Origin of the sequence: Janthinobacterium lividum (assembly GCF_034424625.1) — a bacterium.
In the GTDB taxonomy this organism is placed as follows: Bacteria; Pseudomonadota; Gammaproteobacteria; order Burkholderiales; family Burkholderiaceae_D; genus Janthinobacterium; species Janthinobacterium lividum.
Map to the genome: position 1 here is coordinate 2,281,979 of NZ_CP139976.1, position 26,355 is coordinate 2,308,333.

Here is a 26,355-nt window from a genome sequence, read left to right on the forward strand (position 1 = left end):
CGCGCCATGCCACGCAAAGCCGATGCCTCGCTGCCGCAGATGGAGCTGGAACAGCAGCGCGACGCCACGCCAGGCTTCGAGCCGAAAGGCAGTTTTGGCTTCATCCGCTACCTGGAGCACGGCTTTCCGAATTCGCTGGTGCGCTGGCATTACCACGACGAGTATGAACTGCACCTGATCGTCGAAAGCAGCGGCAAGGTCTTTGTCGGCGACTACATCGGCCAGTTCACGCCCGGCCACCTGGTGCTGACGGGACCGCGCGTGCCGCACAACTGGGTCTCGCTCGACACGCCGCCGGAAGGTGTGGCCTTGCGCGACATGGTGGTCCAGTTTTCGCATGCGCCGCTGGCGTCGATGGCCACCGCCATTCCCGAATTGAAGGATATTTTTCCGCTGCTGCAGCGTGCCTTGCACGGCGTGGAATTTTTTGGCGTCAGCGAACAGTCGCTGCGGCGTTTCCAGCGCATCCGCGACAGCAATGGCCTGCCGCGCTTCATCGAGTTCCTGACCTTGCTGGGCGAACTGGCGCAGACCAGCGATTACCAGCTGCTGTCGACGGTGCCGATGCAGTCGAGCGACGACGACGTGGCGCTGGCGCGCATCAGTTCGGCCATCAACTTCATCGTGCACAATTACAGCAGCCAGTTTTCGCTGAAACAGCTGGCCGAGCAGGTGGACATGCCCGAGCGGACGTTTTCGCGTTTTTTTCGCAGCGCCACGGGCAACAGCTTCACGGACTTCGTCAACCGCCTGCGCATCAACAAGGCGTGCCAGCTGTTGATGGAGACGGAGCGCTATGTCAGCAACATCTGCTACGAGGCGGGATTCAATAACGTGGCCAATTTCAACCGGCGCTTCCTGGAATTGAAGGGCATGACGCCGAAGGAGTTTCGCCAGCAGGCGCTGGGCCGTTTTGGCGCCTGAGGCTTTTTGAGGTACATTGGATGGCACAGGCGGGGACAGCCTGGGAGAGACAAGCATGGAACACTTATGGCAGAAGGACAGCGAGCGCAAGGCGCCCGAGCTGGAACGGGAAAGCTACGATGGCATCATCAATTACCTTGAACACGGCTATCCCAGCTCGCGCGTGCGCTGGCACTGTCACGAGGAATATGAGCTGCACCTGATCGTCGCCACCAGCGGACGATTGTTCGTGGGCGACTATATCGGCGAATTCTCGCCTGGCCACCTGGTGCTGACGGGCCCGCGATTGCCGCACAACTGGATTTCCAACGTGATGCCCGAAGGCGGCGTGGCCTTGCGCGACATGATCGTGCAATTTGCCCATGCGCCGCTGGCCGGTGCCGCGCGTGTCATTCCCGAACTGCGCGAACTGTTGCCGCTGCTCGAGCGCTCCAGCTATGGCGTGGAGTTTTTCGACATGGGCCACGAGGCCGAGCAGCACCTGGCGCGTATCCGCGCCACGCATGGCGCCGAACGCTTCGCCGAATTCGTCCAGATGATGAGCAAGCTGGCGCGCACGGCCAATTACCGTTTGCTGTCGACCGCCTCCCTGCGCTCGTACGACGATGACGCCACCCTGGCCAAGGTCAACTCCGTCCTCAACTACATCACGGACAATTACCGCGAGCCGATTTCGGCGGAAATGCTGGCCGATCAGGTGGGCATGTCGCTGAGTAAGTTCTCGCGCTTCTTCCGCAAGGCGACGGGTAACAGCTTCACGGATTTCATCAGCCGCCTGCGCATCAACAAGGCGTGCCAGTTGCTGATGGATACGGATCACTATGTGTCGAACGTCTGTTACGACGTGGGTTTCCAGAACGTGGCCAATTTCAACCGCCGCTTCTTGCAGGTGAAGGGCGTCACGCCCAAGGAATTCCGGCGCCAGGCAGATGGCCGCTTTGGCGGCATCGGCGGGCCCGTGGCGGATATGCCACAGGCCTGAAGGCTGTCACGGGCTTGTCACTTTGACTGGTTATGCTCCACGGCTATCCCACCCACCTTAGCCGAGGAATGCATGAACACTGCTGTAACGTCGATCCCGAAACTGACCCTGTTGGCCATCGCCGCCGGCCTGACCCTGGCCGCTTGCGGCGGCAGCGACAATCCGCCGGCGGAGCCTTCCAAGCCCGTGGCGCAGACGGGCGTGTTCCTCGATGGCGCGGTGGAAGGACTCGATTACGTGGCGGGCAGCGCGGCCAAGGCCAGCACCAATGCCAAGGGAGAATTCATGTGCAACCCGGGCGATACGGTGGCCTTCAGCGTGGGCGGCCTGGCCCTGGGTTCGGCGCCATGCGGCGCCGTCGTCACGCCGCTGGCGCTGGCCGCCAGCACCAACGTGGCGGACGACAAGGTCGTCAACCGCCTGCTGGCGCTGCAATTGCTCGATGACGACAGCGATCCGTCGAACGGCATCAAGCTGACGGCCGAAGTAAAGGCGGCGCTGGCCGGCAAGACGCTGGACTTTGCCGCCGCCCCGGCCGTCTTTAACGCGGCCCTGGCCGCGCATCTGGCAGCGGTGGGCGGGAAATTCGCCGGCCGCACGGTCGATGCGGAGCGCCGCGCCCTCGTGCGCGAGCATTTCGAAGACACCCTGGCCTCGAAAGCGGGCGCGCCCGTCAACGAGGCGCTGACGCAAGCCAATCCGGTCGGCGAAGTGAAAGTCACCGTGACGCGCTACCAGATACAGGCGGCCGATAAGTTCTATGTGCCGTACGAAGGCGCCAACGCCAAGATCAAGGGCGAATTCCCGAACGGCTTCCTGCCGTCGTACGGCTCGGGCCTGGCTTACAAGGGCAAGAATGCGGCCGGCGACCTGGAATTCTATGGCTTGACGGACCGCGGCCCGAACGGCGACGGCCCGCTGGTACCCGATCCATCTGGCAAGGGCACCATCGGCAGCAAAATCTTCCCGTCGCCCAGCTTCACGCCTTCGTTCGGGGTACTCACGGTGGGCAAGAACGGTGCCGTGCTGGCGTCGAGCACGCCGATCAAGGTGTCCGCCACCGTCAACAGTTCGGGCTTGCCCGTGCCCGTGGGCGCGGTCGGCAATTCGGCCGAGATTCCCGTCATGGATGCGATGAAGTTCGATGCAAACGGCAAGGCTGTCTTCAATGCGGGCGGCCTCGATTCGGAAGCCATCGTCGTCGATGCGAAGCGCAATGTGCTATGGGTCTCGGACGAATACGGCCCCTTCATCATCAAGATCGATGCGGCCACCGGCATCATCCAGGCCAAGTACGAACCGGGCAAGGGCTTGCCAACCCTGTTCGCCAAGCGCCGCGCGAACCGCGGCATGGAGGGCATGACCTTAGATACGAGCAACGACAAGCTGTACGCCTTCCTGCAAAGCCCCCTGTCCGACGGCACGGCGCCATACACGGTGACGAAGAAGAATGAGCAGGTCGAGCGCTTCGCCCGCTTCACGCGCTGGATCGAATTCGACCCGGTGACGGGCACCAGCGGCAAGATGTTCGCCTATCCGCTGAATGCGGCCGACTACCAGGACGGCCGCACGGGCAACGCCAAGCTGGGCGACATGGTGGCGCTGGGCGGCGGCAAGTTCCTCGTCATCGAGCAGGGCGCCGCGCCGTCGGGCAAGGTGTTCAATAAACTGATGCTGGTCGAATTGAAGGGCGCCACCGATATCTCGGCCGCTGCCTTCAACGCGACGACCTCGGACCTGGAAAAAAGCAGCATGGGCGGCGCGGCCGTCAACGGCGCCGACTGGGCCGCCGTCACGCCGCTGAAGAAAACCCTGCTGCTGGACTTGAATGCCATCGGCTGGGCGGCGGAAAAGGCGGAAGGCCTGACCCTGATCGACGACTCCACCATCGCGCTGGCCAACGACAATGACTTCGGCCTGAAGACGAAGATCTTTGACGCGAACGGCGTGGAAGTGGCGGATGCCGACGTGACCAAGTGCACGGTCGATGCCAGCGGTACTATCGTCACCAGCGCCGCCGCCGGCTGCAATGCCGCCAACACCATCCGCGTGGCGCGTGGCGACGACCGCGAACGCCCAAGCCGCTTGTGGATCGTGAAGTTTGCCAAGGCGCTTAATAGCTATTGAGCGGGAGCGGTGGTGATGTCGGATTACGCGGCGCTGCACGCCGCTAATCCGACCTACGTGAACATGAAAAAAGCCGCGCGGTGCATCTCTGCACTGCGCGGCTTTTTTAACCCCTGAAGGAGAAGTACCGGGGTCGGACCCTGAGGGTCCGACCCCAGCCTTTGCGCTGCGGGTTACTTCTTTGTATACGTATTCAACCAGTCCAGCACCGTGTGATGCCACAGCAGCGAATTGGCCGGTTTCAGCACCCAGTGGTTCTCGTCCGGGAAGACCAGCAGCTTGCTCGGGATGCCCTGGCGCTGCAGTGCCGTGAAGGTGCCCAGGCCTTGCGCGGTGGGGATGCGGAAATCCAGGTCGCCCTGGACCACCAGCATCGGCGTCTTCCAGTTCTTCACGAAGTTGACGGGATTGAACTGTTCGTGCTTGGCTGGCGCATCGTAGTACGGGCCGCCGTTTTCCCATTCCGTGAACCACAGTTCTTCCGTTGCGTAAGCCATGCCGCGGTTGTCGAACACGCCGTCGTGGTTGACCAGGCATTTGAAGCCGTCCGGCCAGTTACCGGCGATCCAGTTCATCATGTAGCCGCCATACGACGCGCCCAGCGCGCAGCTGCGTTCGCGGTCCAGCCACGGGAATTTTTTGGTGGCCGCTTCCAGGCCCTTCTGCAAGTCGACCAGCGGCTTGCCGCCCCAGTCGCCGCTGATGGAGTCCGTGAACTTCTGGCCATAGCCGGTCGAACCGTGGAAGTCGATGAAGACGGTGGCGTAGCCGGCGCCCGCATACACTTGCGGATTCCAGCGGTAGCTCCAGCTGTTGCCAAAGCTGCCTTGCGGGCCGCCGTGGACGAGGAAAGCGACCGGATACTTTTCGCCGGCCTTGGCATTCCATGGCTTCATCACGTGGCCGTAGACGGTTTCGCCATTCGCGCCCGCGAACGAGAACTGCTCATATTCGCCGAAGCGCACGTCGGCCAGGGCTGCCGCGTTCTGCTTCGTCAGCTGGACCATCGGCGCGTTTTCCGACTTGGCGTCGAGCTTGCGCGTGTACAGCTGCGCGCCCGAGGCCAGGTTGGCTTGCGCCAGCACGATGGTATTGCCGCGCACGTCGAAGTCGCCCACGGCGCCCTTGCCCGTCAGCGCAGCGACCTTGCCGCTGGCTGCGTCGATGTGGAACAGGCGGTGCTGGCCCACGTCATCGGCGGCGACGAGGAAAGCCTTGCTGTCAGGCGTCCAGCGGAAGTCGGCCACGGAACGGTCCCAGTCGTCGGCCACGGTGCGCTTCTTGCCGGTGGCGACATCCATCAGCACCAGATGAAAACGGTCCGCTTCGAAGCCCGGCTTGGTCATGGCGACATAGGCCAGGGTGCGGCCATCGGGCGACCAGGTAGCTTTCGCATCCCAGGCCGGATTGTCGGCCGTGAGATTGCGCGGCGCCTGGCCGCCAGCGGCAGGAATCGTGTAGACGTCGAAGTTGGTTGACCACGATTCCGTGCGGCCGGCCACGCGCACGGAGAAGGCCACCGTCTTGCCGTCCGGGCTGAAATGGTATTCGCCATTGTCGCCGAACGGTTTCGATGGGGCGTCGCCGTCCAGGGTGCCGCTCAGGCTCACGGGCGTGGCGCTGACCTTACCGGTGGCGTCGATCGGCGCCGAGTACAGCGCATTGCGGCGGCCATCGGCCCAGGTATCCCAGTGGCGCACGAACATCTGGTCGTAGACCATGCCGGTCGCCTTGTTTTTCGCTTTTTCATCGAGGCGCTTCTTCGTGCAGGCGATGTCCGCGCAATCGAGGAAGACGCCCATGCTGAAGGCCAGGCGGTCGCCCTGCGGCGACAAGCGATAGGTGTCGACATCCAGCGCCAGGTCGGTGACCTTGGCCGCTTCGCCGCCGGTCAGGGGCAGCTGCCACACTTGCGAGGAGCCGGAGCGGCCGGACAGGAAGTAGATGGCGTCGCCGTTCGGCGACCATTGCGGGTCGCTGGCGCTGGCATCGCCGCGCGTGAGCTGGCGCGGCGCCGCGTTCGGCGCGCGCAGGTCGATCATCCACAGCTGCGTGTTGCCGCGGTTCTTGTCCAGGTTGGTGGTGCGCACTGTGTAGACGACGCGCGTGGCGTCCGGCGACAGCACGGGGCTGCCCACACGTTCCATGGCCACCATGTCTTCCACGGTGAAACCGCGCGGCGCGGCCAGCGCAGGGATGGCTGCGGTGGTGGCCATGGCGGCACTGAATGCTCCCAAGAGCAGCAGACGTAAACTCATTCAAACTCCCGATTCTTATGACGACGTTATCGATATGGTATTGACGTGGCGGGCTGTACCGCCGGCAGCCCGACATCATAGCAATAAAGACGCGCTTGCTGCGGGAGTTGACCGCCGGTTAGCCGGCCGGCAGTGCCAGTTGGTCGAGCGCTACATGGCCCAGGAAGCCGCCCTGGCTGGCGGCCGGCAAGCCCGCCTCGATGGCGTGGGCAAAGCGTATGCCGGAGTCTTGTTCCAGCGCGGCCAGCAGGCGCGCCACGTGCGGATAATCGGCCAGGCTGGCCAACTGCAGCGGTTCGGCCCAGCGCGCAGTAGCGGCCAGGTAAGCGTCGGCGATGGTCGGTGCCGTGTCCGAGGCCAGCCAGGCACGGCCAGCGAGCAGGCGCTCCAGGTGCGCCAGGCTTTTGTTGACCTTGTCGACGGCCATCTCGCGCCACACGGCTGCGCGCGCATCGTCCTGTGCCGCGCGCGATGCCTGGAAGGCCGGCATGAAGGCGGCGTGGAAGGTCGTGTGCAAAAAGGACAGCACGCTGTTCAGGCGATCGTATTGCGGCGTGCCTTGCGCAAAGCCCAGGCCTGTGTGCGGCGTGTGGGCGGCGATGTGCAGCAGAATCGCCATGCTTTCCAGCAGCGGCGCGCCCGCGTGCGTGAGCAGGGCCGGCGTCTGGCCCAGCGGATTGATGGCGAGAAAGGCCGGATGCTGCTTGCTGGCCGGGTCGCGCGCTTCCACGCGGGCCAGGCGATAGGGCAAGCCGCTCCATTCGAGGGCGGCGATGGCGGCAAACGAGCAGCCGAACGGCACGCTGTAGATCAGGGTGGTTTCCATGCTGGAGCTCCGGTGAGAGGAAAGAAGGGGAGTCTAATCGTGATGGTTACTATTTGGAAGAAGGCAGAATAATGTAGTATAGGTACATTTTTTATACCAGATGGGAAGCGAACCATGAAAGACAATGTCTCCGGCTGCGCCGTGGAAGAAGCCATGCGACTGCTGGGCGGGCGCTGGAGAGTGGTGCTGCTCAGCTATCTGATGGCGGGGCCGAAGCGCTTCAGCGAAATTCGCCGCGCCGTGCCGAATATCTCGCAGCGCATGCTGACCCTGGACTTGCGCGCGCTGGAAGAGGCGGGCTTGCTGACGCGCACGATCTACGCGGAAGTACCCGTGAAGGTCGAGTACCAACTGACGGACGAGGGGCTGCGCTTGCGCGAGCTGGTCGAGATGCTGCGAACCATTGGCTTGCGGCTGCGCGGACAGGCGGACGCGGGCGGGGCCTTTCTCGCACCCGATGCCGTGGATAATTCCCTATAGAAACAGCTGATTTGATGCAAAGTGCTAGACTGCCGGCCTTTGATCACTACTCTCGACACCCATGCGCCTGACTTCCTTCGCCCTGACCGCCGCCGCCCTGTTTGCCGCCTTGCCGGCCCAGGCGGCCACCATGCCGACGCTCGAACAAATCCACGCCGCCGTGCAGGCGGGCGTGGCCAAGACCCGGGCCAAAATGCAATCGACTGTGCCGGTACCGATCGCCGTCAAGGTCACCAGCTTGACCGGCTGCCAGGATTCGCAGGAAGTGCCGGGCGAAGTGGTGTGCCTGGTCGCCATGAGCGCCGGCATGCGCGATGCTTTCATGGTGCTGCCGCTGCGTAACGAGAACGGTAGCTGGGTGGGCGTCGAGCGCAAGGACGCCAAGTTCGCGGGACCGTCGCCGGCCGAGGCGCAAGCCATGATCCGAAGCTGGGCGAAGGAAGAAGTGGCGCGCAATCCGGAAGCGGCCAAGGATGTGCAGATGCAGGAAGCGCAGACGACCATGCAGGTCAAGGCCGTCAATGAGTGCGACGTCAAGCGCAAGACGGGCTATCTCGTATGCGATACGGAATTGAGCGTGCCGAGCCGTCCGGAAGGCATCAAGACGGAACTGACGTTCATGCTGGAAAATGGCAACTGGCGTTACGTGCCACGCTAAACGCCGCCCTGTTTGCCGCCGGGACAGTCACGCTGTTCCGGCATCGCTCCCGCCATTCCCCAGCGGCCACGCCGCCATCTGCAATCTTTGCAGATTCGCAAGGCAATTTCGCCAGTAAAAATTGCCCATTTAACTTAATAATTAAATATTAAAATTAATGTATCGGTGCAGACTGCCGCCGGCTTTCTGCCGTCCCGCATTTGCCCTTTCCCCCGTGCCTGCACGGGCTACAGCCAAGGATCCGACCATGCGACTCAATCTTCCCGTCAGTGATACCGAGATCAACCTGAGCGATACCGAGACCATCGTCTCGACTACCGACTTGCAAGGCAATATCACGTATGCGAACCCGTATTTCATCGCCGTCAGCGGCTACAGCGCGGAAGAATTGATCGGCGCGCCGCAAAACATCCTGCGCCATCCGGACATGCCGGTCGAAGCGTTCGCCGATTTCTGGGCCACCATCCGCTCGGGCCGCTCGTGGAGCGGCATGGTGAAAAACCGCTGCAAGAATGGCGATTACTACTGGGTGCTGGCGAACGTGACGCCGGTGGTGGAAGACGGCGTGGCCGTCGGCTACATGTCAGTGCGCACCAAGCCCACGCGCCAGCAGGTGGCGCAGGCATCCGCCCTGTACGCGCGCATCAAGGCGGGGCAGGCCGATGGCATCGTCATCAGCCAGGGCGCTGCCGTGCGGACTGGCTGGCTGGCGCGGCTGGCGAGCCTGCGCGACCTGCCGCTGGGCAAGCGCATCGGCTGGAATTTGGGCTTGCTGAGCCTGGTATTGCTGCTGCAGCTGGCGTGGAATGCGGGGGCGTTGCCGGCCGGTGCGGGCGGCTGGCTGACGGGCCTGTCCGTGGTGGCCCTGTGCGCGACCTTGTATTTCTGGCACAGCTTGCACCGTGCCGTGCTGCAACCCTTGCAGCGGGCGCGCCAGGCCTGCGACGTGATGGCGGGCGGTGACCTGACGGGCGAGCTCGACACCACACGGCGCGACGAGATGGGGCAGTTGCTGCGCTCGCTGCGCCAGTTGCGCGTGAACCTGCATTCCATCGTTGGCGACGTGCGCGGCAATTTCTTGCGCATCAGCATGGCCAGCCAGGAAATCGCCGCCGGCAATATGGACTTGTCGGGCCGCACGGAAGCGCAGGCGTCGGCCCTGCAGCAGACGGCGTCGAGCATGGAGCAGCTGGCGGCCACGGTGCAGCAAAACAGCGGCAACGCCGTGCAGGCCAGCGACATGGCGGGCAAGGTCCACGGCCTGGCAGGGCGCGGCGGCGAGATCGTCGGCCAGATGGTCAACATGATGGCGGACATCGACGCTTCATCGAAGAAGATCGGCGACATCACGGGCATCATCGAAGGCATCGCCTTCCAGACGAATATCCTGGCCCTGAACGCGGCCGTGGAAGCGGCGCGCGCGGGCGACCAGGGGCGCGGCTTTGCCGTGGTGGCGGGCGAAGTGCGCAGCCTGGCGCACCGCAGCGCGGCGGCGGCCACGGAAATCAAGCAATTGATCACGGCGTCGCTGGCGCAGGTGCAGGCGGGCGCGAAGCTGGCGCAGCAGGCGGGCGCCAGCAGCGCCGAAATGCTGGGTGCCGTGCAGGGCGTGCATGGCATCATGGAAGAGATCGCCTCGGCTTCGCGCGAGCAAAGCCACGGCATCGGCCAGGTCAACATGGCCGTCACGCAAATGGATGAAGTGACGCAGCAGAACGCGGCGCTGGTCGAGGAATCGGCGGCCGCCTCGGCCTCGCTGCAAGACCAGACCTTGCAGCTGGAGCAGGCGATGGCCCTGTTCAAGCTGGAGCGGCGGCGCGGCGGCCCGGCTACGCCCGTGCGGGCGCCGGAGCGCCGCGCCGCCACCGCGCTACAGCAGCCGCTCTGACAGGGCCTTGAAGGGAACCTTGGGGACGAGAAAGGCAAACGGCTTCGAGACGGGCGGCAACTGCCCCAGCAAGCCGCAGTCGGCGCGCAAGGCCGTCAGCGCTTGCACTTGATCCACATCAACGGGCAAGTCGATTTCGCCGAAGACCAGCTTGCCGTTGCGCGGCACGTGGGCAATGGCCGCATCCTGGCAAGCGAGGAAGGCGACGGCGTCGCGCCAGTTGCCGAACAGCGCTTGCCAGTCGGCATCGAGGGTATGCTCGCTCACGATGTCCGCCTGCACGTCCAGCGATGGCGCGCTGCCGGCGCCGCCTGCAATGCTGCAGCGGGCTTGCGTGGGCGTGACTTCCAGCGTCATGCCGTCGGCCAGGTGGGTCGGCAGGATGTCGCTGAACAGCCGCGTGCCCAGTGCATGCGGCAAGCTGTCCATGATGTTTTTCAAAAAGTACACGCAGGGCACGGCCGGCGCGCCCGGAGGCGTGTGGTCCAGGTACAGGCGCCAGTTGCTTTGCAGGGGCGATGGCAGCAGTTTGCGCAGCGGACCCGGCAGGGCCGGACCGAAATGCCCATGACGGTAGGTCAGCACGCTAAATGGCGTCTTGCCGTCGCGCTGCCACAAGGTCGCGCCGGCGGGCAGCAGTTGCTGCGCGGCAGCGGCGTCGACCAGCCAGCTCACGTAGACGACGTCGCGCACGTCGCTGTGCAGGGTCAGGAAGGGCAGGCGCGACATGACGGCCTGGCGCAGGTTGGCGAAACGCGTGGAATTGGCGAGCGCGGCAAACAGGCGCCCCGGCCAGCCCGCGCGCGGGTGTCGGTAAGTGTTGTCTTGCAAGGAAAAGCTTTCGGGTGGAATACGGAAAGGTTAATACGCTTACGCGGCAACGCCCGCCCACATCATCGCGAGCGGCAGCGATGTGTGGCCGAGACGCGCAGCTGTGCTGGAGCACAGCGAGCATCACAGGCCGCATAGCGCGCCGCGCAGCCGATGTGGGCGGGTGTCACCACTATTGCATGTGCCAGCCGTGGCTGACCACGATGGACTGGCCGCTCAAGGCGTTCGACGGGAAGGCGGCCAGGAAGACGGCAGTTTGCGCCACGTCCTGCGTCGTGGTGAATTCACCGTCGATGGTGTCTTTCAGCATCACTTTCTTGATCACGTCTTCTTCGCTGATGTTGAGCTGGGCCGCCTGTTCGGGGATTTGCTTGTCGACCAGCGGCGTGCGCACGAAGCCGGGGCAGATGACGTTGGCGCGGATGCCGTCTTTCGCACCTTCCTTGGCCACCACCTTGGCCAGGCCCAGCAAGCCGTGCTTGGCGGCCACGTAGGCGCTCTTGAATGGCGAGCCTTCGTGCGAGTGCACGGAACCCATGTAGATGATGGCGCCGCCGCGGCCGGCCTTGATCATTTCGCGCATGCAGGCGCGCGTGGTGAGGAAGGCGCCGTCCATGTGAATGGCCAGCATCTTTTTCCATTGCTCGAACGGGTAGTCGACGACGGGGCTGATGATCTGGATACCCGCATTGCTGATCAGGATATCGATGCCGCCGAAGTGGGCCGCCGCATCCGCCACACCCTTGTCGACCTGTTCTTCGCTGGAGACATCCATGGCGACGGCAAACGCCTGGCCGCCCGACTGCTTGATTTCCTCGGCCGTCTTGCTGGCCGCTTCCAGGGCCAGGTCGGCGATGACGACCTTGGCGCCTTGTTTCGCGTATTCGATGGCCATTTCCTTGCCGATACCACTGGCGGCGCCGGTAATCAGTGCGACTTTGTCTTTGAGTTGCATATTAATCCTTTGCATTGCGGGTTGGAGTGATCGTGGAAAACCTGACTGCGCCAGTATAGCGAGAAAACGGGCCGCGCATGCCCCGCGCACGCCTAAGGGACTTGCTGCTTGTCAATCCGCTTGTCAAGCATTTCCTGTAGCCGCCAGGCGCCGGGATTGGTACCCGCCCAGGTGCGAAACGCGTGATTGAACGCGCTTTGTTCCTGGTAGCCGAGCAGGAAGGCGATGTCGACCAGCGACAAATCCGGCTCGCGCAGATAGTCGCGCGCCAGGCCGTACCTGGCCTGGTCCAGCAGGGCCTGGAAGCTGGTGCCCGCGTCGGCCAGCTTGCGCTGCAAGGTGCGCGGCGTGACAGCCAGGGCGGCGGCAACGGTGGCCAGCCGTGCCGAACCCTGGCGCAAACCCGCCACGATGGCCGCGTGCACTTGCGCGTCGATGGCGCCGCCAGTGTCTGTTTCAGCTTCTCGCAGCGCCAGCAATTGTTCCGCATGCTGGCACAGCACGGGGTACAGGCTGACGTCGGCGTTCGGCACGGGCCAGTCCAGCAATTGCGCATCGAAGGTGGCCGTGTTGGCGGAGGCGTTGAAGGCGGGCAGGCTGCCCAGCACGCGTAGGTATTCGTCGCGGTGCGCCGCGTGGCGCAGCAGGTCGCCGCCGCCATCGTGGCTGAACGCCAGTTGGGCCGGCGGCAGCGGCATGCCCGCCAGCCAGTCGCCGCAGACGCGGATGCCGGCAAAGACGCTGTCGACCAGGTGCCGGCTGGCGCCCGGATAGTTGCTGGTCCAGCGGTAATGGGCGACGGCGCCATCGCGCTGCAGGGTCGAGCGGCCCAGGTCGTGCGCCAGTCGTTCATAGCGGGCCGTCTGTTCCAGCGCCTGGCCCACGTTGCTGCAACTGAGCAAAATCAAGCCATACGCGCTGTAGGTGCCCATGCGTACGCGCTGCCCCACGTGCAGGCCGAAATGCGCATCGCCCGCCAGCTGTGCGCCCGCATCGAGCAGGCGCACGTAGTCGCGCGCGGCGAGGCTGGGCGCGGATGCTTCCAGGCTGTGCGGCGCCACGCCGGCCGCCTGCGCCAGGCTGGCAGGCGCGATGCCGTGCGCGCCGGCCGCTTCGAGCAGCGGCTGCAGATAGGCGCCGGCGACCCGGCCGTCAGTACTTGTCATGATGGAACAATGCGATTGTCATGAAAAACCAATACCCTTGGCCTGTGGCGGCATATGCTGTTGAGAAGGCAAGGACAGTATAGCAAGCCGCCGTGGCGCGCAACTGGACCAATAAGAGGGGATGTCGATGCAACGCTGGAATGGCTGGGGAGACGAGAGCATCACGTATGCGCTGAGCGAGGATGCGCTGGCTTTCTTGCGCGCGCGCCTGGGGCCGGGCAGTGCCGTTGTCGACGCCACCTTCGACGATGCCTGTGCGCAAGTGCCCGCTTCGCGCCTGGCGCCGCATCCGCTGATCGACACCAAGCCTGCCACGCGCGTGCGCCATGCGCTCGGTCAAAGCCTGCCCGACTGGTTTAAATTACGCCATGGCCGCATCGGCGCCGTGCCCGATGGCGTGGCCTTTCCCGACAGCGCGCTGCAGGTGCGCCAGCTGCTCGCGTATGCGCGCCAGGCGTGCGTGGCCGTGATTCCCCACGGTGGCGGCACCAGCGTGGCCGGGCATTTGACGGTGGCGGCGGGGCCGCGTCCCGTGCTGGCGCTCAGCCTCGGGCGCCTGTGCGCGCTGGGCCACCTGGACCGCGAAGCGCAGCTGGCCACGTTCGGCGCGGGCGTGTACGGCCCCGACCTGGAAGCGCAGCTGCGCGCGCACGGCTACACCCTGGGCCACTACCCGCAGTCGTTCGAATATTCGACCCTGGGGGGCTGGATCGCCACGCGCTCGTCGGGCCAGCAATCCTTGCGCTATGGCCGCATCGAGCAGCTGTTCGCGGGCGGCGAAGTGGAAACGCCGGCAGGTACCCTGAGCATCCCCACGTTTCCCGCTTCGGCGGCCGGCATCGACCTGCGCGAAATGGTGCTCGGCTCCGAGGGCCGGCTGGGCATCGTGACGCAGGCGACGGTGCGCGTCTCGCCGCTGCCCCCTTATGAAGCATTCCACGCCGTGTTTTTCGCCGACTGGGGCCAGGCGCAGGAGGCCGTGCGGGCGCTGGCCCAGTCGCGCCTTCCGCTGTGCATGCTGCGCCTGTCGAATGCGCTGGAAACGCAAACCATGCTGACCCTGGCCGGGCATAAAAAACTGGTGGGGCTGCTGGAACGCTATTTGTCCCTGCGCGGCTGCGGCGAGGGAAAATGCATGCTGATGGTGGGCGTCAGCGGAGAAGAAAAACCGGCGCGCGCGGCCCTGCGCGGCGCCCTGGCGCTGGCGCGGCGGCACAAGGGCGTGCACGTGGGACGCCACATGGGCGACAAGTGGAAGCAGGGGCGCTTTCGCAACGTCTACTTGCGCAACGGCGCCTGGGAGCATGGCTATGTCATCGATACGGTGGAAACGGCCGTCGACTGGCCGCGCGTCACGGCGATGATGGCGGCGCTGGAGCAGGCGGGCGCCAATGCGCTGGCGGCGCATGGCGAGCAGGTGCACGCCTACACGCATTTGTCGCACGTGTATGCGCAGGGGGCCAGCGTCTACACCACGTATGTGTACCGGCTGGCGCCGACCTTTGAAGACAACATGGCGCGCTGGCGTACCTTGAAAGACGCGGCCAGCGCGGCCATCGTCGCCAACGGCGGCACCATCAGCCACCAGCATGGCGTGGGCACGGACCACGCGTCCTGGCTGGCGGCGGAAAAGGGAGAACTGGGCATCGCCGCCATGCGCGCGCTGCTGCGCCAGTTCGACCCGCAAGGCATGATGAACCCCGGCAAACTGCTGCCTGACGCCGGAGGCCCATCGTGAACAGGGGGGAGCTGCCTGGGATCCTGGCGCGCGAGTGGGATATCTTGATCGTCGGCGGTGGCATCACGGGCGCCGGCATCCTGCTGGAAGCGGCGCGGCGCGGCTTGAAGGCGTTGCTGGTGGAGCAGCGCGATTTCGCCTGGGGCACGTCGAGCCGCTCCTCGAAGCTGGTGCACGGCGGCTTGCGCTACCTGAAGCAGGGCCAGTTTGCGATGACACGCGAGTCGGTGCATGAGCGGCAAGCGTTGCTGACGGATGCGGCGGGGCTGGTCGAGCCGCAGGGTTTTGCCTTTGGCGACTACGCGGGCAGGAAGCCGGGGCGGCGCCAGTTCATGCTGGGCCTGGCCATCTATGACGTGATGGCGGGGCGGCGCGCGCGCCGCTATGTCGATGCGTCCGACTTTGCGATGCTGGCGCCGCACATCCGGCGCGACGGCCTGCAGGGCGGCATGCTGTACCAGGACGCCAAGACGGACGATGCGCGCCTGGTGCTGCGCGTGCTGCAGGAGGCGCGCCGCCATGGCGGCGTGGCCGTCAATTACCTGGGCGTGGCATCGCTGCTGCATGACGACGGCAAGGTCGCCGGCGCCACGTTGAACGATGCGCTCGATGGCACGGTATCCACCGTGCGCGCGCGTTTGGTGATCAGCGCCACGGGCGCCTGGGCCGACGCCTTGCGCGGCCAGGTGGGAGAAAAGCCGAAACTGCGGCCCCTGCGTGGCAGCCATCTGCTGCTGCCCGCGTGGCGTTTGCCGCTGGCGCAAGCCGTCAGTCTGATGCATCCGCACGATGGCCGTCCCGTGTTTGCGTATCCGTGGGAGGGCGTGACCCTGGTGGGCACCACCGATGTCGACCATGGCGCCGGCCTGGACCTGGAGCCGGCCATCACGCGCGGCGAACTCGCATATCTGCTGGCCGCATTGCAGTGGCAGTTCCCGCAGCTGGCGCTGGGCGAAGGCGACGTGCTGGCCACGTTTGCCGGCGTGCGTCCCGTGATCGGCAGCGGCCAGCTTGACCCGTCGAAGGAAGCGCGCGAACATGCGCTATGGCTGGAAAACGGCTTGCTGACGGTAGCGGGCGGCAAGCTGACGACGTTCCGCATGATCGCCCTCGACGCCTTGCGCCGCGCGGCCCCGCTGCTGCCGGGCTGGCAGGCGGATTTGCGCCCCTTGCCGATTTTTGACGCCACGCCATCCTTGTCGGGCAAGGCCCTGGCGCTCGATGGCGAACAGCGCGAACGCCTGCTGGGTCGTCATGGCGCGGCCGCGCAAGCCCTGTGCGATGCGGCGCAGGATGGCGAACTGGCGCCGATTCCCGGCACGCAGACCCTGTGGGCGCAGCTGCGCTGGGGCGCGCGCATGGAAGACGTGCAGCACCTGGACGACCTGCTGCTGCGGCGCACGCGCCTCGGTTTGCAGCTGGCTGGCGGCGCGCTTGCTATCATGCCGCGCCTGCGTGCCATCTGCCAGCATGAACTGGGCTGGGATGACGCGCGCTGGGAGGAAGAGCGGCAGCGTTACCTTGCCCTGTGGCGCCGCCATTACAGCGTGCCGCAAGGCGCATGAAGCAACGATAAAAACTATAAAAGAGGAGAACATCATCGAGACCACCCTGTTTGGCCAGCCCCTGGCACTGGGCGACGCCCGCATCACCTACGACAGCCTGTCTCCGCTGGACTTGCGCCTGCCCGTGGATGCCCTCGCCGACGACCTGGGCGAAGACCTGCTGCAAATCACGTGCGCGAATGGCGACATCGTCGATGTGGGCTGGTATCCGGCCTGGCATGCGCAGGGGCGCCTGCGCGTGGTGGCCGTGCGGGGACAGGACTGGGAAGTGCCCGTGTTCAGCGCGCAGCCTGACAAGGATCCGCAGGCGCTGCTGCAAGCGTTGCGCGCCGCGCTGGCCAGCGTGGCATAAGCCATGGCTTCCCTGGCGGACGATGGTCCGTATATCCTCTCCATCGACAATGGCACGCAAAGCGTGCGCGCGCTGCTGTTCGACCGGGACGGCAGGCTGGCGGCCAAGGCGCAAGTGTTTCTGGAAGCGTACTATTCCGACCACCCCGGCTGGGCCGAGCATGACGCCGACGGCTACTGGCAAGCCGTGTGCGAAGCATGCCAGCAACTGTGGCGCGGCACGGACATCAATCGATCCTTGGTGGCCGGCGTGGCCTTGACCACGCAGCGCGGCACGGTCGTCAATGTGGATGAGGAGGGGCAGCCCTTGCGGCCCGCCATCACCTGGCTGGACCAGCGCAGCACGCGCGACATCCCACAACTGGCGCCATGGTGGCGCGCCGCCTTCCGCGCCACGCGCCTCGATGGCACGATCGCTTACTTCCGCCGCGAGGCCGAGATCAACTGGATCAGCGCGCACCAGCCCGACATCTGGCGCCGCACGCACAAATTCCTGCTGTTGTCGGGCTTCTTGAACCATCGCCTCTGCGGGCGCTACGTTGATTCGACCGGCTCGCAAGTGGCGTACATCCCGTTCGACTACAAGCGCCATGCGTGGGCCGGGCGCTTCGACTGGAAATGGCAGGCGCTGGCGATCAAGCGCTCCATGCTGCCCGAGCTGGTGACGCCGGGCACGCGCATGGGCGGCATCACGGCATCCGCCGCCGTGGCGACGGGCATCCCGGAAGGCACGCCCCTGCTGGCGGCGGCCGCCGACAAGGCGTGCGAGGTGCTGGGCGCCGGCTGCGTCGAGCCCCACGTGGCGTGCCTGAGCTACGGCACCACGGCCACCATCAACACCACCAACCGCAAGTACGTGGAAGTGACGCGCTTCATTCCGCCGTACCCGGCCGCCATGCCGGGCGCCTACAGCACGGAAGTGCAGATCTTCCGCGGCTACTGGATGGTCAACTGGTTCAAGGAGCAGTTCGGCGACCGCGAGCGGGCGGCCGCCGCCGAAGACGGCACGGGCCTGTCCGCCGAAGCGCTGTTCGACCGCCTGGTCGACGCCGTGCCGCCCGGGTCCATGGGCCTGATGCTGCAGCCGTACTGGAGTCCCGGCATCAAGGTGCCGGGCCCGGAAGCGAAGGGCGCCATGATCGGCTTTGGCGACGTGCACACGCGCGCGCACATCTACCGCGCCATCCTCGAAGGCCTCGCGTATGCGCTGCGCGAAGGCAAGGAGCGCATCGAGCAGCGCAGCGGCATCGCCATCACGGAGCTGCGCATCGCGGGCGGCGGTTCGCAAAGCGACTCTGCCATGCAGCTGACGGCCGACATCTTCGGCTTGCCGGCCGCGCGCGCCCACGTGTATGAAAGTTCGGGCCTGGGCGCGGCCATCGCCGCCGCCGTGGGCCTGGGCTGGCATGCGGACTTTCCCGCTGCCGTGCAGGCGATGACGCGCAAGGGCAAGGTATTCCAGCCGCATCCCGAGCACCGCAAGATCTACGAACAGCTGTACCGGCGCGTGTACCGCAAGATGTATGCGCGGCTGCAGCCCCTGTACCGCGAGATCGCCGACATCACAGGCTATCCGGAATAACTACGCATTAAATCGTATTGCGAATCATTCGCATTTAATATATGATGTGTTCCGCATTTCACTAAGGCAACTTATTCCGGTGACTGCAATGCGCCGCCGGCCATGCGCCGGCGGCGTGTCCGCGCGGGCAGAGTTCGCCGCAACGCTTCCTTCAACGCCGCCGCTTGATCGTGCACCGCCTTCCTCTGCCCCAGCATTTTTTCATTCCAGAAGCATCAAGCAGTAAGCAAACCCAGGCAAGGATAGCGATGAAGAGCAGCAAAAATGGATTGACCCCGCTGGCCGCCGCGCTGGCGCTGGCATTGGGCGGCGCGCACGGCCATGCGTGGGCGGCGGCGATGGCCGACAAGGCAGACAAGGCTGACGCCGTGCAGATGCCCGCCATCAGCGTGTTTGGCGACGCCATCAGCGCCGGCACGGCCGGCCGTTCGTACATCAACAGCGCCGATATCGAACGCCAGCAGGCCGACAATGTCGCGTCCTTGCTCGACACCTTGCCTGGCGTGGACCTGGCCGGCACGGCACGTCCCAGCGGCCAGAGTCTCAATATCTGGGGCTTCAATAAAGTCCAGGACGTGAAAGTCATCCTCGACGGCGTGCCCAAGGGCTTTGAAAAATACCGCCAGGGTTCCATCTTCATCGAGCCGGAACTGATCAAGCAGATCGAGGTGAACAAGGGCGCGCATACGAGCTTGTACGGCAATGGCGGCTTCGGCGGCGTCATCACGGTCGAGACCAAGGACGCGCAAGACTTGCTGGAAGGCGGCGAGAAAGTGGGCGCCATGGTGAAGTACTCGCGTCATTCGAACAATGCGGAAAACGACGCCACCGTGGCCGTCTACGGCCGCACGGAAGATGGCCGCTTCGATGCGATGGCCTTCACCACGCAGCGCAAGTCCGACGATTTGCGCAAACCCGATGGCAAGCCATTCCGCTTTTCCGCCATCGACGCGCCATCGAGCCTGGCCAAGCTGAATATCCGTTTGACGCCGGAACAGCTCCTGACCCTGACGGCGATGAAGAGCGGCAGCACGGGCTGGGGCCCGTTCGCCGCCATGGGCGAGGACGTGCCCACGCCGACCGAGGCGGAGATCCGGAAGTACGGACTGGAAGAAGCGTGGCAGCGCAAGGCCGTATACCGCGACCAGGACGACGATACGTATTCCGTGAAGTGGCAGTACGCGCCGCAGGGCAATCCATGGATCAAGCTGACGGCCAGCGCCGGCTATTCGCACACGGACCAGCATGACAAGCGCCTGCCGTCCGCTTCGCTGGGCTCCTACCTGGGATCCCTGGGCAACGAGAGCTGGGCCTCGTACGTGGACCGCATTGCGGAGGTGCGCAACGAAAGCGTGTTTGCGACGGGCGCCATTTCGCACGTGCTGCTAACGGGCCTGCAATGGCACAAGAACGTGCGCGACACCCTGATGTACTACCCGTCGTCGACGGCGCTGAAGGATCCCAGCTACAACTACGGCTACTTCCAGCCCTACTACATGCCGGCCGGGCGCCAGGAAACCACGGGCCTGTATCTGCAGGATGCGATGACGTATGGCGACCTGACGGTGACGGCGGCGCTGCGCCACGACCGGGTCGTTTCCGAGGGCGTGCCGAACAAGGCGTCGCGCTACAACAGCCCGCTGGCGGCGGCTGGCCACGACTTCAGCGAAAAGACGCACGAGGACTGGTCTCCCCGCCTGGGCCTGTTCTGGAAGGCGTCGGGCAGCGTGGCGCTGTTCGGCGACTTGAGCCGCACCTGGCGCGCGCCGACGATCGACGAGATGTATTCGAACGAATACTATGTGTCGTCCAGGCTCGGTTCATCGACACCGGGCACCAGCCGCGACCTGGCCGTCGAGCGGGTGACGGCCGTGCGCACGGGCGTCATGCTGCACCGGCAGAACGTATTCATGGAGCGCGACGACGTGCAGCTGCGCCTGACGGCGTACCGTAACAAGGTCAGCGACAATATCGGCCCGCGCCTGGGCATCCTGATCGAAGGCTATGTGCCGGGATCGGGCAAGGTGCCGCCAGCCCTGTCGTCCTACCGCAATCTGGCCGGTTTCCACACGCAGGGCGTGGAAGTCGAGTCCTACTACAACTCGCCGCGCCTGTTTGCCAGCGCTTCGTTGTCGAAGCAGCGCGGCACGCGCACCGGTTCCCAGCGCGACCCGTGGGGCCAGGACGAACCCGTGTCGACCATCGCGCCGGATAAATTGATGGCGGGCCTGGGCTGGCGCATGCCCGACCTCGGGGCCAGCATCGGCTGGCAGGGCCGCTTCGTGGCGAAGCAGGAGCGCGTCCTGCCGGTGGGGAATGTCTACCGCCTGCCGCCATCGAAAGGCTATGCGCTGCACACCCTGTTCGCTTCGTGGCATGGCAGGCAGGGAGTGTGGCGTGGCACGGAAGTACGCTTGACGGTCGATAATGTCTTCAACCGCAACTACATGCCGTACCTGAGTGAAGCCGTGACGGGCGTGGGGCGCAATGCGAAACTGAGCGTGTCGAGAAAGTTCTAACGTAAAACGAGCGCCTTGACCGTTTCCCAGGCCGTGCTGCCCGACTGCGTGGCGCGCACCTGGTTGCGCCCCTCTTCCTTGGCCACGTACAGGGCGCGGTCGGCGGCGACGAACAGCACCTTGCGGTCGTCCAGCTGGTGCGGGTGGATGGTCGCCACGCCGATGCTGACGGTGATCCATGGCGAGGTGCCAGATCGGGGGTGCGGCAATTGCAGTGCTTCGATGTGCGCGCGGATGGCTTCGGCCAGGTGCAGGGCGCTTTCGGCATCCGTGTCGGCGAACAGCAGGACGAATTCCTCGCCGCCGTAGCGGGCCGCCAGGTCGCCCGGGCGGGCGGCGTGCGAGGCGATGGCTTGCGCCACCTGCTGCAGGCAGCTGTCGCCGGCCGGGTGGCCCAGGCTGTCGTTGTACAGCTTGAAGTGGTCGACGTCGAGCACCACCAGCGACAGGGCGCCGCCGCCGCGCACGGCGCGCTGCCATTCCTTTTCCAGGAAGCTGTCGAAATGCCGGCGGTTGGCGATTTTTGTCAGCGGATCGAGGTAGGCGGCGCGCTGCAAGGCATCTTCCGACTGCTTGTGGTGCGTGATGTCGTGCAGCAGGCCGATATACAGGGGCTGGCGCAGATACATGGGCGTCAGGGTCAGGTCCATGCATAGTGTCTCGCCGTTACGGTGGCGGATCGCCACTTCGCGCGTGCCGTGGTTGTGCGCCTTCTCGGGATTGGCCGCGTACATGGCGAAGTAATCGAGGTATTCCTGCGTCACCAGGGGGCTGAGCAGTTCGCCGATGGAGCGTCCGGCCAGTTCGTTTTCGCGGTAGCCCAGGTACTGGTCGCAAGCCGGGTTGGTGTACTGGATGCGGCCATCGGCTTCGATGATCAGCAAGCCCTCGGCCATGTTGTTGACGATGGTGCGCAGGCGCTCGGCCTGTTCCTGCTGGTTTTCATTGTTGCTGCGGATTTGCAGCTGGGCGCGCACGCGCGCGCACACTTCGGCCATGCGCAGCGGCTTGCTGATGTAGTCGACGGCGCCGCAGTCGAAGCCGGCCACCACGTCTTCCGTTTCCGTCTTGGCGCTCATGAAGATGACGGGAATGCGCTGCGTCAGCGGATGCTGCTTGAGGCGGCGGCACGTTTCGATGCCGTCCATGTCCGGCATCAGTACGTCGAGCAGGATCAGGTCCGGGTGGGCGCGCTGGGCGATCGCCAGCGCCCGCTCGCCGGATGTGGCGACATAGGTTTGATAACCCTGTTCGCTCATCAGCTTGCGCAGCAGCTCAAGGTTGGCCGGCGCATCATCGACAATCAAAATGGCGGCGTTGCGCCTATGGGAATGCTCCACACTGCCTGGACTCATTGCTTCCGGCCTTCTCGATGTACTTTGCGATGCCAGCGTTTGCTGCACTTTAAGTGATGTTGACTGGGTTCAAATCGGATACAGCGGTCAAATCATACCGCTTTGCTAATTTTTTGGGTGGAAAAATCGATGGTGCACGAGGCGGTAAAATATTATTATTTTAATATTTTTATGAATAAATACACGCAGTTGCCATCGTGAAGGCGGTTTTTAGCGGAAAAGATGCGTGCCCCTTGGCGCCGGGGGCAGCAGTGACACGCCCCGCGGCAGCGGGGCGCGAAGAGGCGAGTTACATTTTTGCGGCGATCAGTTTGCCCAGGATGGCGATGCCTTCGCGGATGCGTTCCGGCGGCACCGTCACGAACGACAGGCGCAGGGTGTGCGTTTCCGGCGTGTTCGCGTAGAACGGCGCCCCCGGCACGAAGGCGACCTTGTTGGCGATGGCTTCATCGAGCAATGTCATCGCGTCGATGTGCTTCGGCAGGGTGACCCAGATGAACATGCCGCCTTCCGGTCTGGTCCACGTAACGCCGGCCGGGAAATGCTCTTCCAGCGCCGACAGCATGGCCTGGCACTGGTTGCCGTACAGGCTGCGGATGCTGGGGATATGCCGCTCCAGGAAGCCATCCTTGATCACTTCATGCACGACCATCTGCGTCAGCTGCGACGTGTGCAGGTCGGCCGCCTGCTTGGCCAGTTCCAGGCGGCGCACCAGCGGCATCGGCGCCACCACGTAGCCGAGGCGGATGCCCGGCGTGAGCACTTTCGAGAACGAGCCCATGTAGATGACGCCGTCCGGATTCATGTTGATCATCTTCGGATACGGCTCGCCGCTGTAGCTCAGGGCGCCGTACGGATCATCCTCGATCAGCGGCAGGCCGTGGCGGGCGCAGGTTTCCACCAGCTCCACGCGGCGCGCCACGGACAGGCTGCGGCCCGTCGGGTTCTGGAAGTTCGGCAGCGCGTACAGCAGGCGCGCGCCATCGGCGACAGGGTTGATCGACGACGGCACCAGGCCTTCGTCATCGGTGTCGACGGAAACGAATTCGGGACGGTAGACGGAAAACGCCTGCAGGGCGCCCAGGTAGCTGGGGGTTTCCACCAGAACCTTGCTGCCTTCGTCGATCAGGACCTTGCCCAGCAAGTCCAGCGCCTGCTGCGAGCCGGACGTCATCAGCACCTGTTCCGGCATGATGGTGCTGCCATTGCTGGAGAGCGAGTCGGCGATCCACTGGCGCAGCGGCAGGTAGCCGTCGGTCGGGCCGTATTGCAGGGCCACCTTGCCATTGTTCGACAGGACCTTGTCGAAGGCGGTCTTCATTTCTTCCACGGGGAAGGTGGCGGGCGAGGGCAGGCCGCCGGCAAACGAGATGATCTCGGGACGCTGCGTGATCTTCAGGATTTCGCGGATGAACGAGCTTTGCAGCTGTTCCGCGCGTTCGGCAAAGCGCCATTGGATCGGATTCGGATTTTCAATTTTCATACGAGTCTCACAGAAGATGCCGAGCTGCGCCGGCTGGATTTGTTGGCCCGCTTGTGGCGGTGCGTGCGCAAGCGGCGCCGGATAGGCGTCGCCATGGTGCTGCGGTATTGTACGGCTTGCACGCTGCTCTGCCCATCCGCACGCGCAACGGCGTTGCAAATGGGCGTCAAGGCACTTTACTTCAGCTTGCGTCCTATGCCTACGACGGCGATCACGGCGCCGGCAAACAGCAGGCTTTCACCCGTCAACGGCTCGTTCAGCAGCACGGCCGCGCCCACCAGGGTGAGGAAAGGCTGCAGCAGCTGCGTTTGTCCCACGCGCGCCACGCCGCCCAGCGCCATGCCCCGGTACCAGAAAAAGAAGCCGATAAACATGGAAAACACGGAAATGTAGGCAAAGCCCAGCCAGGCCGCGCCGCTGGCCTGCGCCATCAGCGCGCGCTGCGGCCAGGCGTTCCACAGTACCACGGGCAAGACAAAAGGCACGGCCAGCAGCAGGGCCCAGGAAATCACATGCTGGCCCGGCATCGCTTGCGCCAGGCGCCCCCCTTCGGCATAGCCGAGTGCAGCCAGCAGGACGGCGGCAAAGATCAGCCAGTCCGCCAGGTGGAAGCTGCCGCCGCCCTGGCGCAGCGCGAAGGCCACCACCAGCGCCGTGCCGAGCAGGGCCATCAGCCAGAAACCCGGCGATGGGCGTTCCTTGCCGCGCAGCACGGCAAACACGGCGGTGGCCAGCGGCAGGATGCCCACCAGCACGGCGCCGTGCGAGGCGGGCAGGCTGCGCATGGCGATCGACGTCAGCCAGGGAAAACCCAGCACGCAGCCCAGCGACACGAGCGCCAGCGGCAGCCACTGTTCGCGGCGCGGCATAGGCGCGCGCTGCTGCCATAGCCACAGGCCGGCCAGGGCGGCGGCCACCAGGGCGCGGCCCAGGGCGACAAAAGTGGGGTCGAGTTCGGCCACGGCCAGCCGCGTAAAGGGCAGGGTCAGGCTGAAGAGGGCGACGGCGATCAAGCCCAGCAACAGGCCTGTGCGGTCGGCGCCGAGGCGCGGGAGGGAACTGGGGGAGGTGGTGGAGTGCGATGGCATGGCTGTCCTGGTGCGGGTGGCGTGGAATAAAGACGGGCAGATGTGGATGAATGCGCCCGGTACTGCTATCCTAGGGCTCAATAGCAATACAGTACAAATACACTTTCACGCATAATTTCACATACTGTCATGGTCATATGAGCAATACACTTCCCTTGTTGTCGCGCGCCTCGGGCGAAACCCTGATCGACCAGATCACGCGCTCGCTGGCGGCGCGCATCGACGACAAGCTGCTGCGTGGTGGTGCGCGCATGCCCTCGATCCGCCAGTGCGCCGCCAGCCTGGATGTGTCGTGCGCCACGGTGGTGGCCTGCTACGACAAGCTGGTGGCGCGCGGTTACCTGGAATCGCGGCGCGGCGCCGGCTTTTTCGTGCGCGAGCGCTCGCCCCTGAATACGCCGGCGCCGCCCGCTGGCGCGCAGGACGCGGTGGCGCAGCCGATGGACGTGGTCTGGCTGATCCGTAACATGTTCCGCCAGACGCCGGCCATTCCCGCGCCCGGCACCGGCATGCTGCCCGCCGATTGGCTCGATGGCGACCTGGTGGCGCGCGCCTTGCGCGATGTCAGCCGCCAGCCCGGCAGTTTGCTGCTGGGCTACGGCACGCCGCAGGGTTTCCTGCCGCTGCGCCAGCAGTTGCAACTGAAACTGGCGGGACTGGAAATCGCCTGTCCGCCCGAGCAGATCGTCACCACGGTGGGCGTGATGCAGGCGCTGGACCTGGTGGCGCGCGAGTTCGCCCGCCCCGGCGACACCATTTTCGTCGACGATCCCGCGTACTGGCTGATGTTCGGCGCCTTTGCCGCCATGGGCATGAACGTCATCGGCATCCCGCGCCTGGGTGACGGCCCCGATATCGCCGTGCTGGCCGAGCTGGCGGCGCTGCACCGCCCCAAGCTGTACGTGATCAACTCGGTGCTGCACAACCCCAGTTCGACCTCGCTGTCGGCGGCCAAGGCGTTCCAGGTGCTGCGCCTGGCCGAACAGCACGATTTCCTTCTCGTCGAGGATGACATCTATTGCGACATGCACCCGGGAGGCGCGGTGCAGCCGGCCACGCGCCTGGCCGCGCTGGACCAGCTGCGCCGCGTGATTTACCTGGGCGGCTTTTCCAAGAGCCTGTCGGCCAACCTGCGCGTGGGCTTCATCGCCACCTCAATGGAATGGGCGCAGCGCCTGGCCGACCGCAAGATGCTGGCAACGCTCACCACCAGCGACATCGGCGAACGCGTGGTGTACAAGATCCTTTCGCAGGGGCTGTACCGCAAGCATGCCGAGCGCCTGCGCGCGCGGCTCGACAAGGTGCGCGAGGGCACGTATCGCCGCGCCGAGCGGGCCGGCCTGCGCTTCGATCCGGCGCCGGCCGGCATGTTCGTGTGGGCCGATGCGGGCTGCGACACGAATGTCCTGGCCGAGAAGGCGCTGGCCGAGGGGCTGGTGCTGGCGCCGGGCAGCCTGTTTTCACCACGCCAGCTACCATCGACCCGCATGCGCCTGAATCTGGCCACGGTGCAGGACGAGCGCATCTGGGCATTTTTCGCCCGCGCACTGGGCTAAAACAGCACATTTGCCGGGGGCTC

Annotated in this window: 20 protein-coding genes; 12 read left to right on the forward strand and 8 right to left on the reverse strand. The window is 65.1% G+C overall.

The window, feature by feature from the left end:
* Nucleotides 1-6: 6 nt before the first annotated feature.
* The 3 genes from U0004_RS10400 to U0004_RS10410 all read left to right on the forward strand — a co-directional run bounded on the left by U0004_RS10400 (nt 7) and on the right by U0004_RS10410 (nt 4,033).
* Nucleotides 7-924 carry a helix-turn-helix domain-containing protein gene (locus U0004_RS10400; RefSeq protein WP_070253872.1) on the forward strand — a complete coding sequence of 306 codons (918 nt, stop codon included), beginning with the start codon at nt 7-9 and terminating at the stop codon, nt 922-924.
* A 55-nt stretch (nt 925-979) separates the two neighbouring features.
* Nucleotides 980-1,906, forward strand: coding sequence for a helix-turn-helix domain-containing protein (locus U0004_RS10405; RefSeq protein WP_070253873.1), 927 nt, complete (start codon nt 980-982; stop codon nt 1,904-1,906).
* 72 nt (nt 1,907-1,978) lie between these two features.
* Nucleotides 1,979-4,033, forward strand: coding sequence for an esterase-like activity of phytase family protein (locus U0004_RS10410; protein ID WP_070253874.1), 2,055 nt, complete (start codon nt 1,979-1,981; stop codon nt 4,031-4,033).
* Nucleotides 4,034-4,206: 173 nt separating this feature from the next.
* On the opposite strand, the gene U0004_RS10415 is transcribed toward U0004_RS10410, so the two are convergent.
* Entirely contained in the window at nt 4,207-6,291 is a 2,085-nt protein-coding gene (locus U0004_RS10415; protein WP_070253875.1) for a S9 family peptidase, read from the reverse strand.
* Nucleotides 6,292-6,409: 118 nt separating this feature from the next.
* On the reverse strand, nt 6,410-7,117 hold the full coding sequence (locus U0004_RS10420; protein WP_070253876.1) for a glutathione S-transferase family protein: 708 nt from the start codon (nt 7,115-7,117) through the stop codon (nt 6,410-6,412).
* 114 nt (nt 7,118-7,231) lie between these two features.
* Here U0004_RS10420 and U0004_RS10425 point away from each other — a divergent pair, with 114 nt between their 5' ends.
* From U0004_RS10425 to U0004_RS10435, 3 genes are all read left to right on the forward strand, one after another.
* Nucleotides 7,232-7,597, forward strand: coding sequence for a winged helix-turn-helix transcriptional regulator (locus U0004_RS10425; protein WP_034777962.1), 366 nt, complete (start codon nt 7,232-7,234; stop codon nt 7,595-7,597).
* A 61-nt stretch (nt 7,598-7,658) separates the two neighbouring features.
* Nucleotides 7,659-8,255, forward strand: coding sequence for a hypothetical protein (locus U0004_RS10430; RefSeq protein ID WP_070253877.1), 597 nt, complete (start codon nt 7,659-7,661; stop codon nt 8,253-8,255).
* Nucleotides 8,256-8,502: 247 nt separating this feature from the next.
* Nucleotides 8,503-10,143 carry a methyl-accepting chemotaxis protein gene (locus tag U0004_RS10435; RefSeq protein ID WP_115057447.1) on the forward strand — a complete coding sequence of 547 codons (1,641 nt, stop codon included), beginning with the start codon at nt 8,503-8,505 and terminating at the stop codon, nt 10,141-10,143.
* Here U0004_RS10435 and U0004_RS10440 read toward each other — a convergent pair.
* From U0004_RS10440 to U0004_RS10450, 3 genes are all read right to left on the reverse strand, one after another.
* Entirely contained in the window at nt 10,126-10,974 is an 849-nt protein-coding gene (locus U0004_RS10440) for a DUF2071 domain-containing protein (protein ID WP_081345729.1), read from the reverse strand. The genes U0004_RS10435 and U0004_RS10440 overlap by 18 nt on opposite strands.
* A 172-nt stretch (nt 10,975-11,146) precedes the next feature.
* Nucleotides 11,147-11,929, reverse strand: coding sequence for a 3-hydroxybutyrate dehydrogenase (locus U0004_RS10445; RefSeq protein WP_070257772.1), 783 nt, complete (start codon nt 11,927-11,929; stop codon nt 11,147-11,149).
* A gap of 92 nt (nt 11,930-12,021) precedes the next feature.
* Nucleotides 12,022-13,095, reverse strand: coding sequence for an AraC family transcriptional regulator (locus U0004_RS10450; protein WP_070257771.1), 1,074 nt, complete (start codon nt 13,093-13,095; stop codon nt 12,022-12,024).
* Nucleotides 13,096-13,222: 127 nt separating this feature from the next.
* On the opposite strand from U0004_RS10450, the gene U0004_RS10455 reads away from it, so the two are divergent.
* The 5 genes from U0004_RS10455 (at nt 13,223) to U0004_RS10475 (ending at nt 20,850) form a co-directional block, all read left to right on the forward strand.
* Entirely contained in the window at nt 13,223-14,833 is a 1,611-nt protein-coding gene (locus U0004_RS10455) for an FAD-binding oxidoreductase (RefSeq protein ID WP_070257779.1), read from the forward strand.
* Complete coding sequence (locus U0004_RS10460; protein ID WP_070257770.1) at nt 14,830-16,398, forward strand: glycerol-3-phosphate dehydrogenase/oxidase; 1,569 nt, start codon at nt 14,830-14,832, stop codon at nt 16,396-16,398. The genes U0004_RS10455 and U0004_RS10460 overlap by 4 nt, the downstream gene beginning before the upstream one ends.
* Nucleotides 16,355-16,750 carry a hypothetical protein gene (locus U0004_RS10465; RefSeq protein WP_070257769.1) on the forward strand — a complete coding sequence of 132 codons (396 nt, stop codon included), beginning with the start codon at nt 16,355-16,357 and terminating at the stop codon, nt 16,748-16,750. Before U0004_RS10460 ends, U0004_RS10465 begins: the two co-directional genes overlap by 44 nt.
* Before the next feature lie 3 nt (nt 16,751-16,753).
* Nucleotides 16,754-18,331 carry an FGGY-family carbohydrate kinase gene (locus U0004_RS10470; protein WP_070257768.1) on the forward strand — a complete coding sequence of 526 codons (1,578 nt, stop codon included), beginning with the start codon at nt 16,754-16,756 and terminating at the stop codon, nt 18,329-18,331.
* A 248-nt stretch (nt 18,332-18,579) separates the two neighbouring features.
* Nucleotides 18,580-20,850: a TonB-dependent hemoglobin/transferrin/lactoferrin family receptor gene (locus tag U0004_RS10475; RefSeq protein WP_070257767.1), complete on the forward strand. Its 2,271-nt coding sequence runs from the start codon at nt 18,580-18,582 to the stop codon at nt 20,848-20,850.
* Here the strand turns inward: U0004_RS10475 and U0004_RS10480 are convergent.
* The 3 genes from U0004_RS10480 to U0004_RS10490 form a co-directional block, all read right to left on the reverse strand.
* Nucleotides 20,847-22,205, reverse strand: coding sequence for a diguanylate cyclase domain-containing protein (locus tag U0004_RS10480; protein ID WP_070257766.1), 1,359 nt, complete (start codon nt 22,203-22,205; stop codon nt 20,847-20,849). The two genes, U0004_RS10475 and U0004_RS10480, sit on opposite strands and share 4 nt — an antisense overlap.
* 289 nt (nt 22,206-22,494) lie before the next feature.
* Nucleotides 22,495-23,688 carry an aminotransferase-like domain-containing protein gene (locus U0004_RS10485; RefSeq protein WP_070257765.1) on the reverse strand — a complete coding sequence of 398 codons (1,194 nt, stop codon included), beginning with the start codon at nt 23,686-23,688 and terminating at the stop codon, nt 22,495-22,497.
* 176 nt (nt 23,689-23,864) lie between these two features.
* A complete protein-coding gene (locus U0004_RS10490; protein ID WP_070257764.1) occupies nt 23,865-24,776 on the reverse strand; it encodes a DMT family transporter in 912 nt (303 codons plus the stop codon).
* 137 nt (nt 24,777-24,913) lie between these two features.
* On the opposite strand from U0004_RS10490, the gene U0004_RS10495 reads away from it, so the two are divergent.
* Nucleotides 24,914-26,332 (forward strand): aminotransferase-like domain-containing protein, encoded by a 1,419-nt coding sequence (locus U0004_RS10495; RefSeq protein WP_070257763.1) that lies wholly within the window; start codon nt 24,914-24,916, stop codon nt 26,330-26,332.
* The last annotated feature ends 23 nt before the right edge of the window (nt 26,333-26,355 follow it).

What these genes read in the sequence shown, in the direction of transcription:
- U0004_RS10400 (WP_070253872.1), top strand. Translation starts at nt 7, where the DNA reads ATGCCACGCAAAGCCGATGCCTCGCTGCCGCAGATGGAGCTGGAACAG.
- U0004_RS10405 (WP_070253873.1), top strand. Translation starts at nt 980, where the DNA reads ATGGAACACTTATGGCAGAAGGACAGCGAGCGCAAGGCGCCCGAGCTG.
- U0004_RS10410 (WP_070253874.1), top strand. Translation starts at nt 1,979, where the DNA reads ATGAACACTGCTGTAACGTCGATCCCGAAACTGACCCTGTTGGCCATC.
- U0004_RS10415 (WP_070253875.1), bottom strand. Translation starts at nt 6,291, where the DNA reads ATGAGTTTACGTCTGCTGCTCTTGGGAGCATTCAGTGCCGCCATGGCC.
- U0004_RS10420 (WP_070253876.1), bottom strand. Translation starts at nt 7,117, where the DNA reads ATGGAAACCACCCTGATCTACAGCGTGCCGTTCGGCTGCTCGTTTGCC.
- U0004_RS10425 (WP_034777962.1), top strand. Translation starts at nt 7,232, where the DNA reads ATGAAAGACAATGTCTCCGGCTGCGCCGTGGAAGAAGCCATGCGACTG.
- U0004_RS10430 (WP_070253877.1), top strand. Translation starts at nt 7,659, where the DNA reads ATGCGCCTGACTTCCTTCGCCCTGACCGCCGCCGCCCTGTTTGCCGCC.
- U0004_RS10435 (WP_115057447.1), top strand. Translation starts at nt 8,503, where the DNA reads ATGCGACTCAATCTTCCCGTCAGTGATACCGAGATCAACCTGAGCGAT.
- U0004_RS10445 (WP_070257772.1), bottom strand. Translation starts at nt 11,929, where the DNA reads ATGCAACTCAAAGACAAAGTCGCACTGATTACCGGCGCCGCCAGTGGT.
- U0004_RS10450 (WP_070257771.1), bottom strand. Translation starts at nt 13,095, where the DNA reads ATGACAAGTACTGACGGCCGGGTCGCCGGCGCCTATCTGCAGCCGCTG.
- U0004_RS10455 (WP_070257779.1), top strand. Translation starts at nt 13,223, where the DNA reads ATGCAACGCTGGAATGGCTGGGGAGACGAGAGCATCACGTATGCGCTG.
- U0004_RS10470 (WP_070257768.1), top strand. Translation starts at nt 16,754, where the DNA reads ATGGCTTCCCTGGCGGACGATGGTCCGTATATCCTCTCCATCGACAAT.
- U0004_RS10475 (WP_070257767.1), top strand. Translation starts at nt 18,580, where the DNA reads ATGAAGAGCAGCAAAAATGGATTGACCCCGCTGGCCGCCGCGCTGGCG.
- U0004_RS10480 (WP_070257766.1), bottom strand. Translation starts at nt 22,205, where the DNA reads ATGAGTCCAGGCAGTGTGGAGCATTCCCATAGGCGCAACGCCGCCATT.
- U0004_RS10485 (WP_070257765.1), bottom strand. Translation starts at nt 23,688, where the DNA reads ATGAAAATTGAAAATCCGAATCCGATCCAATGGCGCTTTGCCGAACGC.
- U0004_RS10490 (WP_070257764.1), bottom strand. Translation starts at nt 24,776, where the DNA reads ATGCCATCGCACTCCACCACCTCCCCCAGTTCCCTCCCGCGCCTCGGC.
- U0004_RS10495 (WP_070257763.1), top strand. Translation starts at nt 24,914, where the DNA reads ATGAGCAATACACTTCCCTTGTTGTCGCGCGCCTCGGGCGAAACCCTG.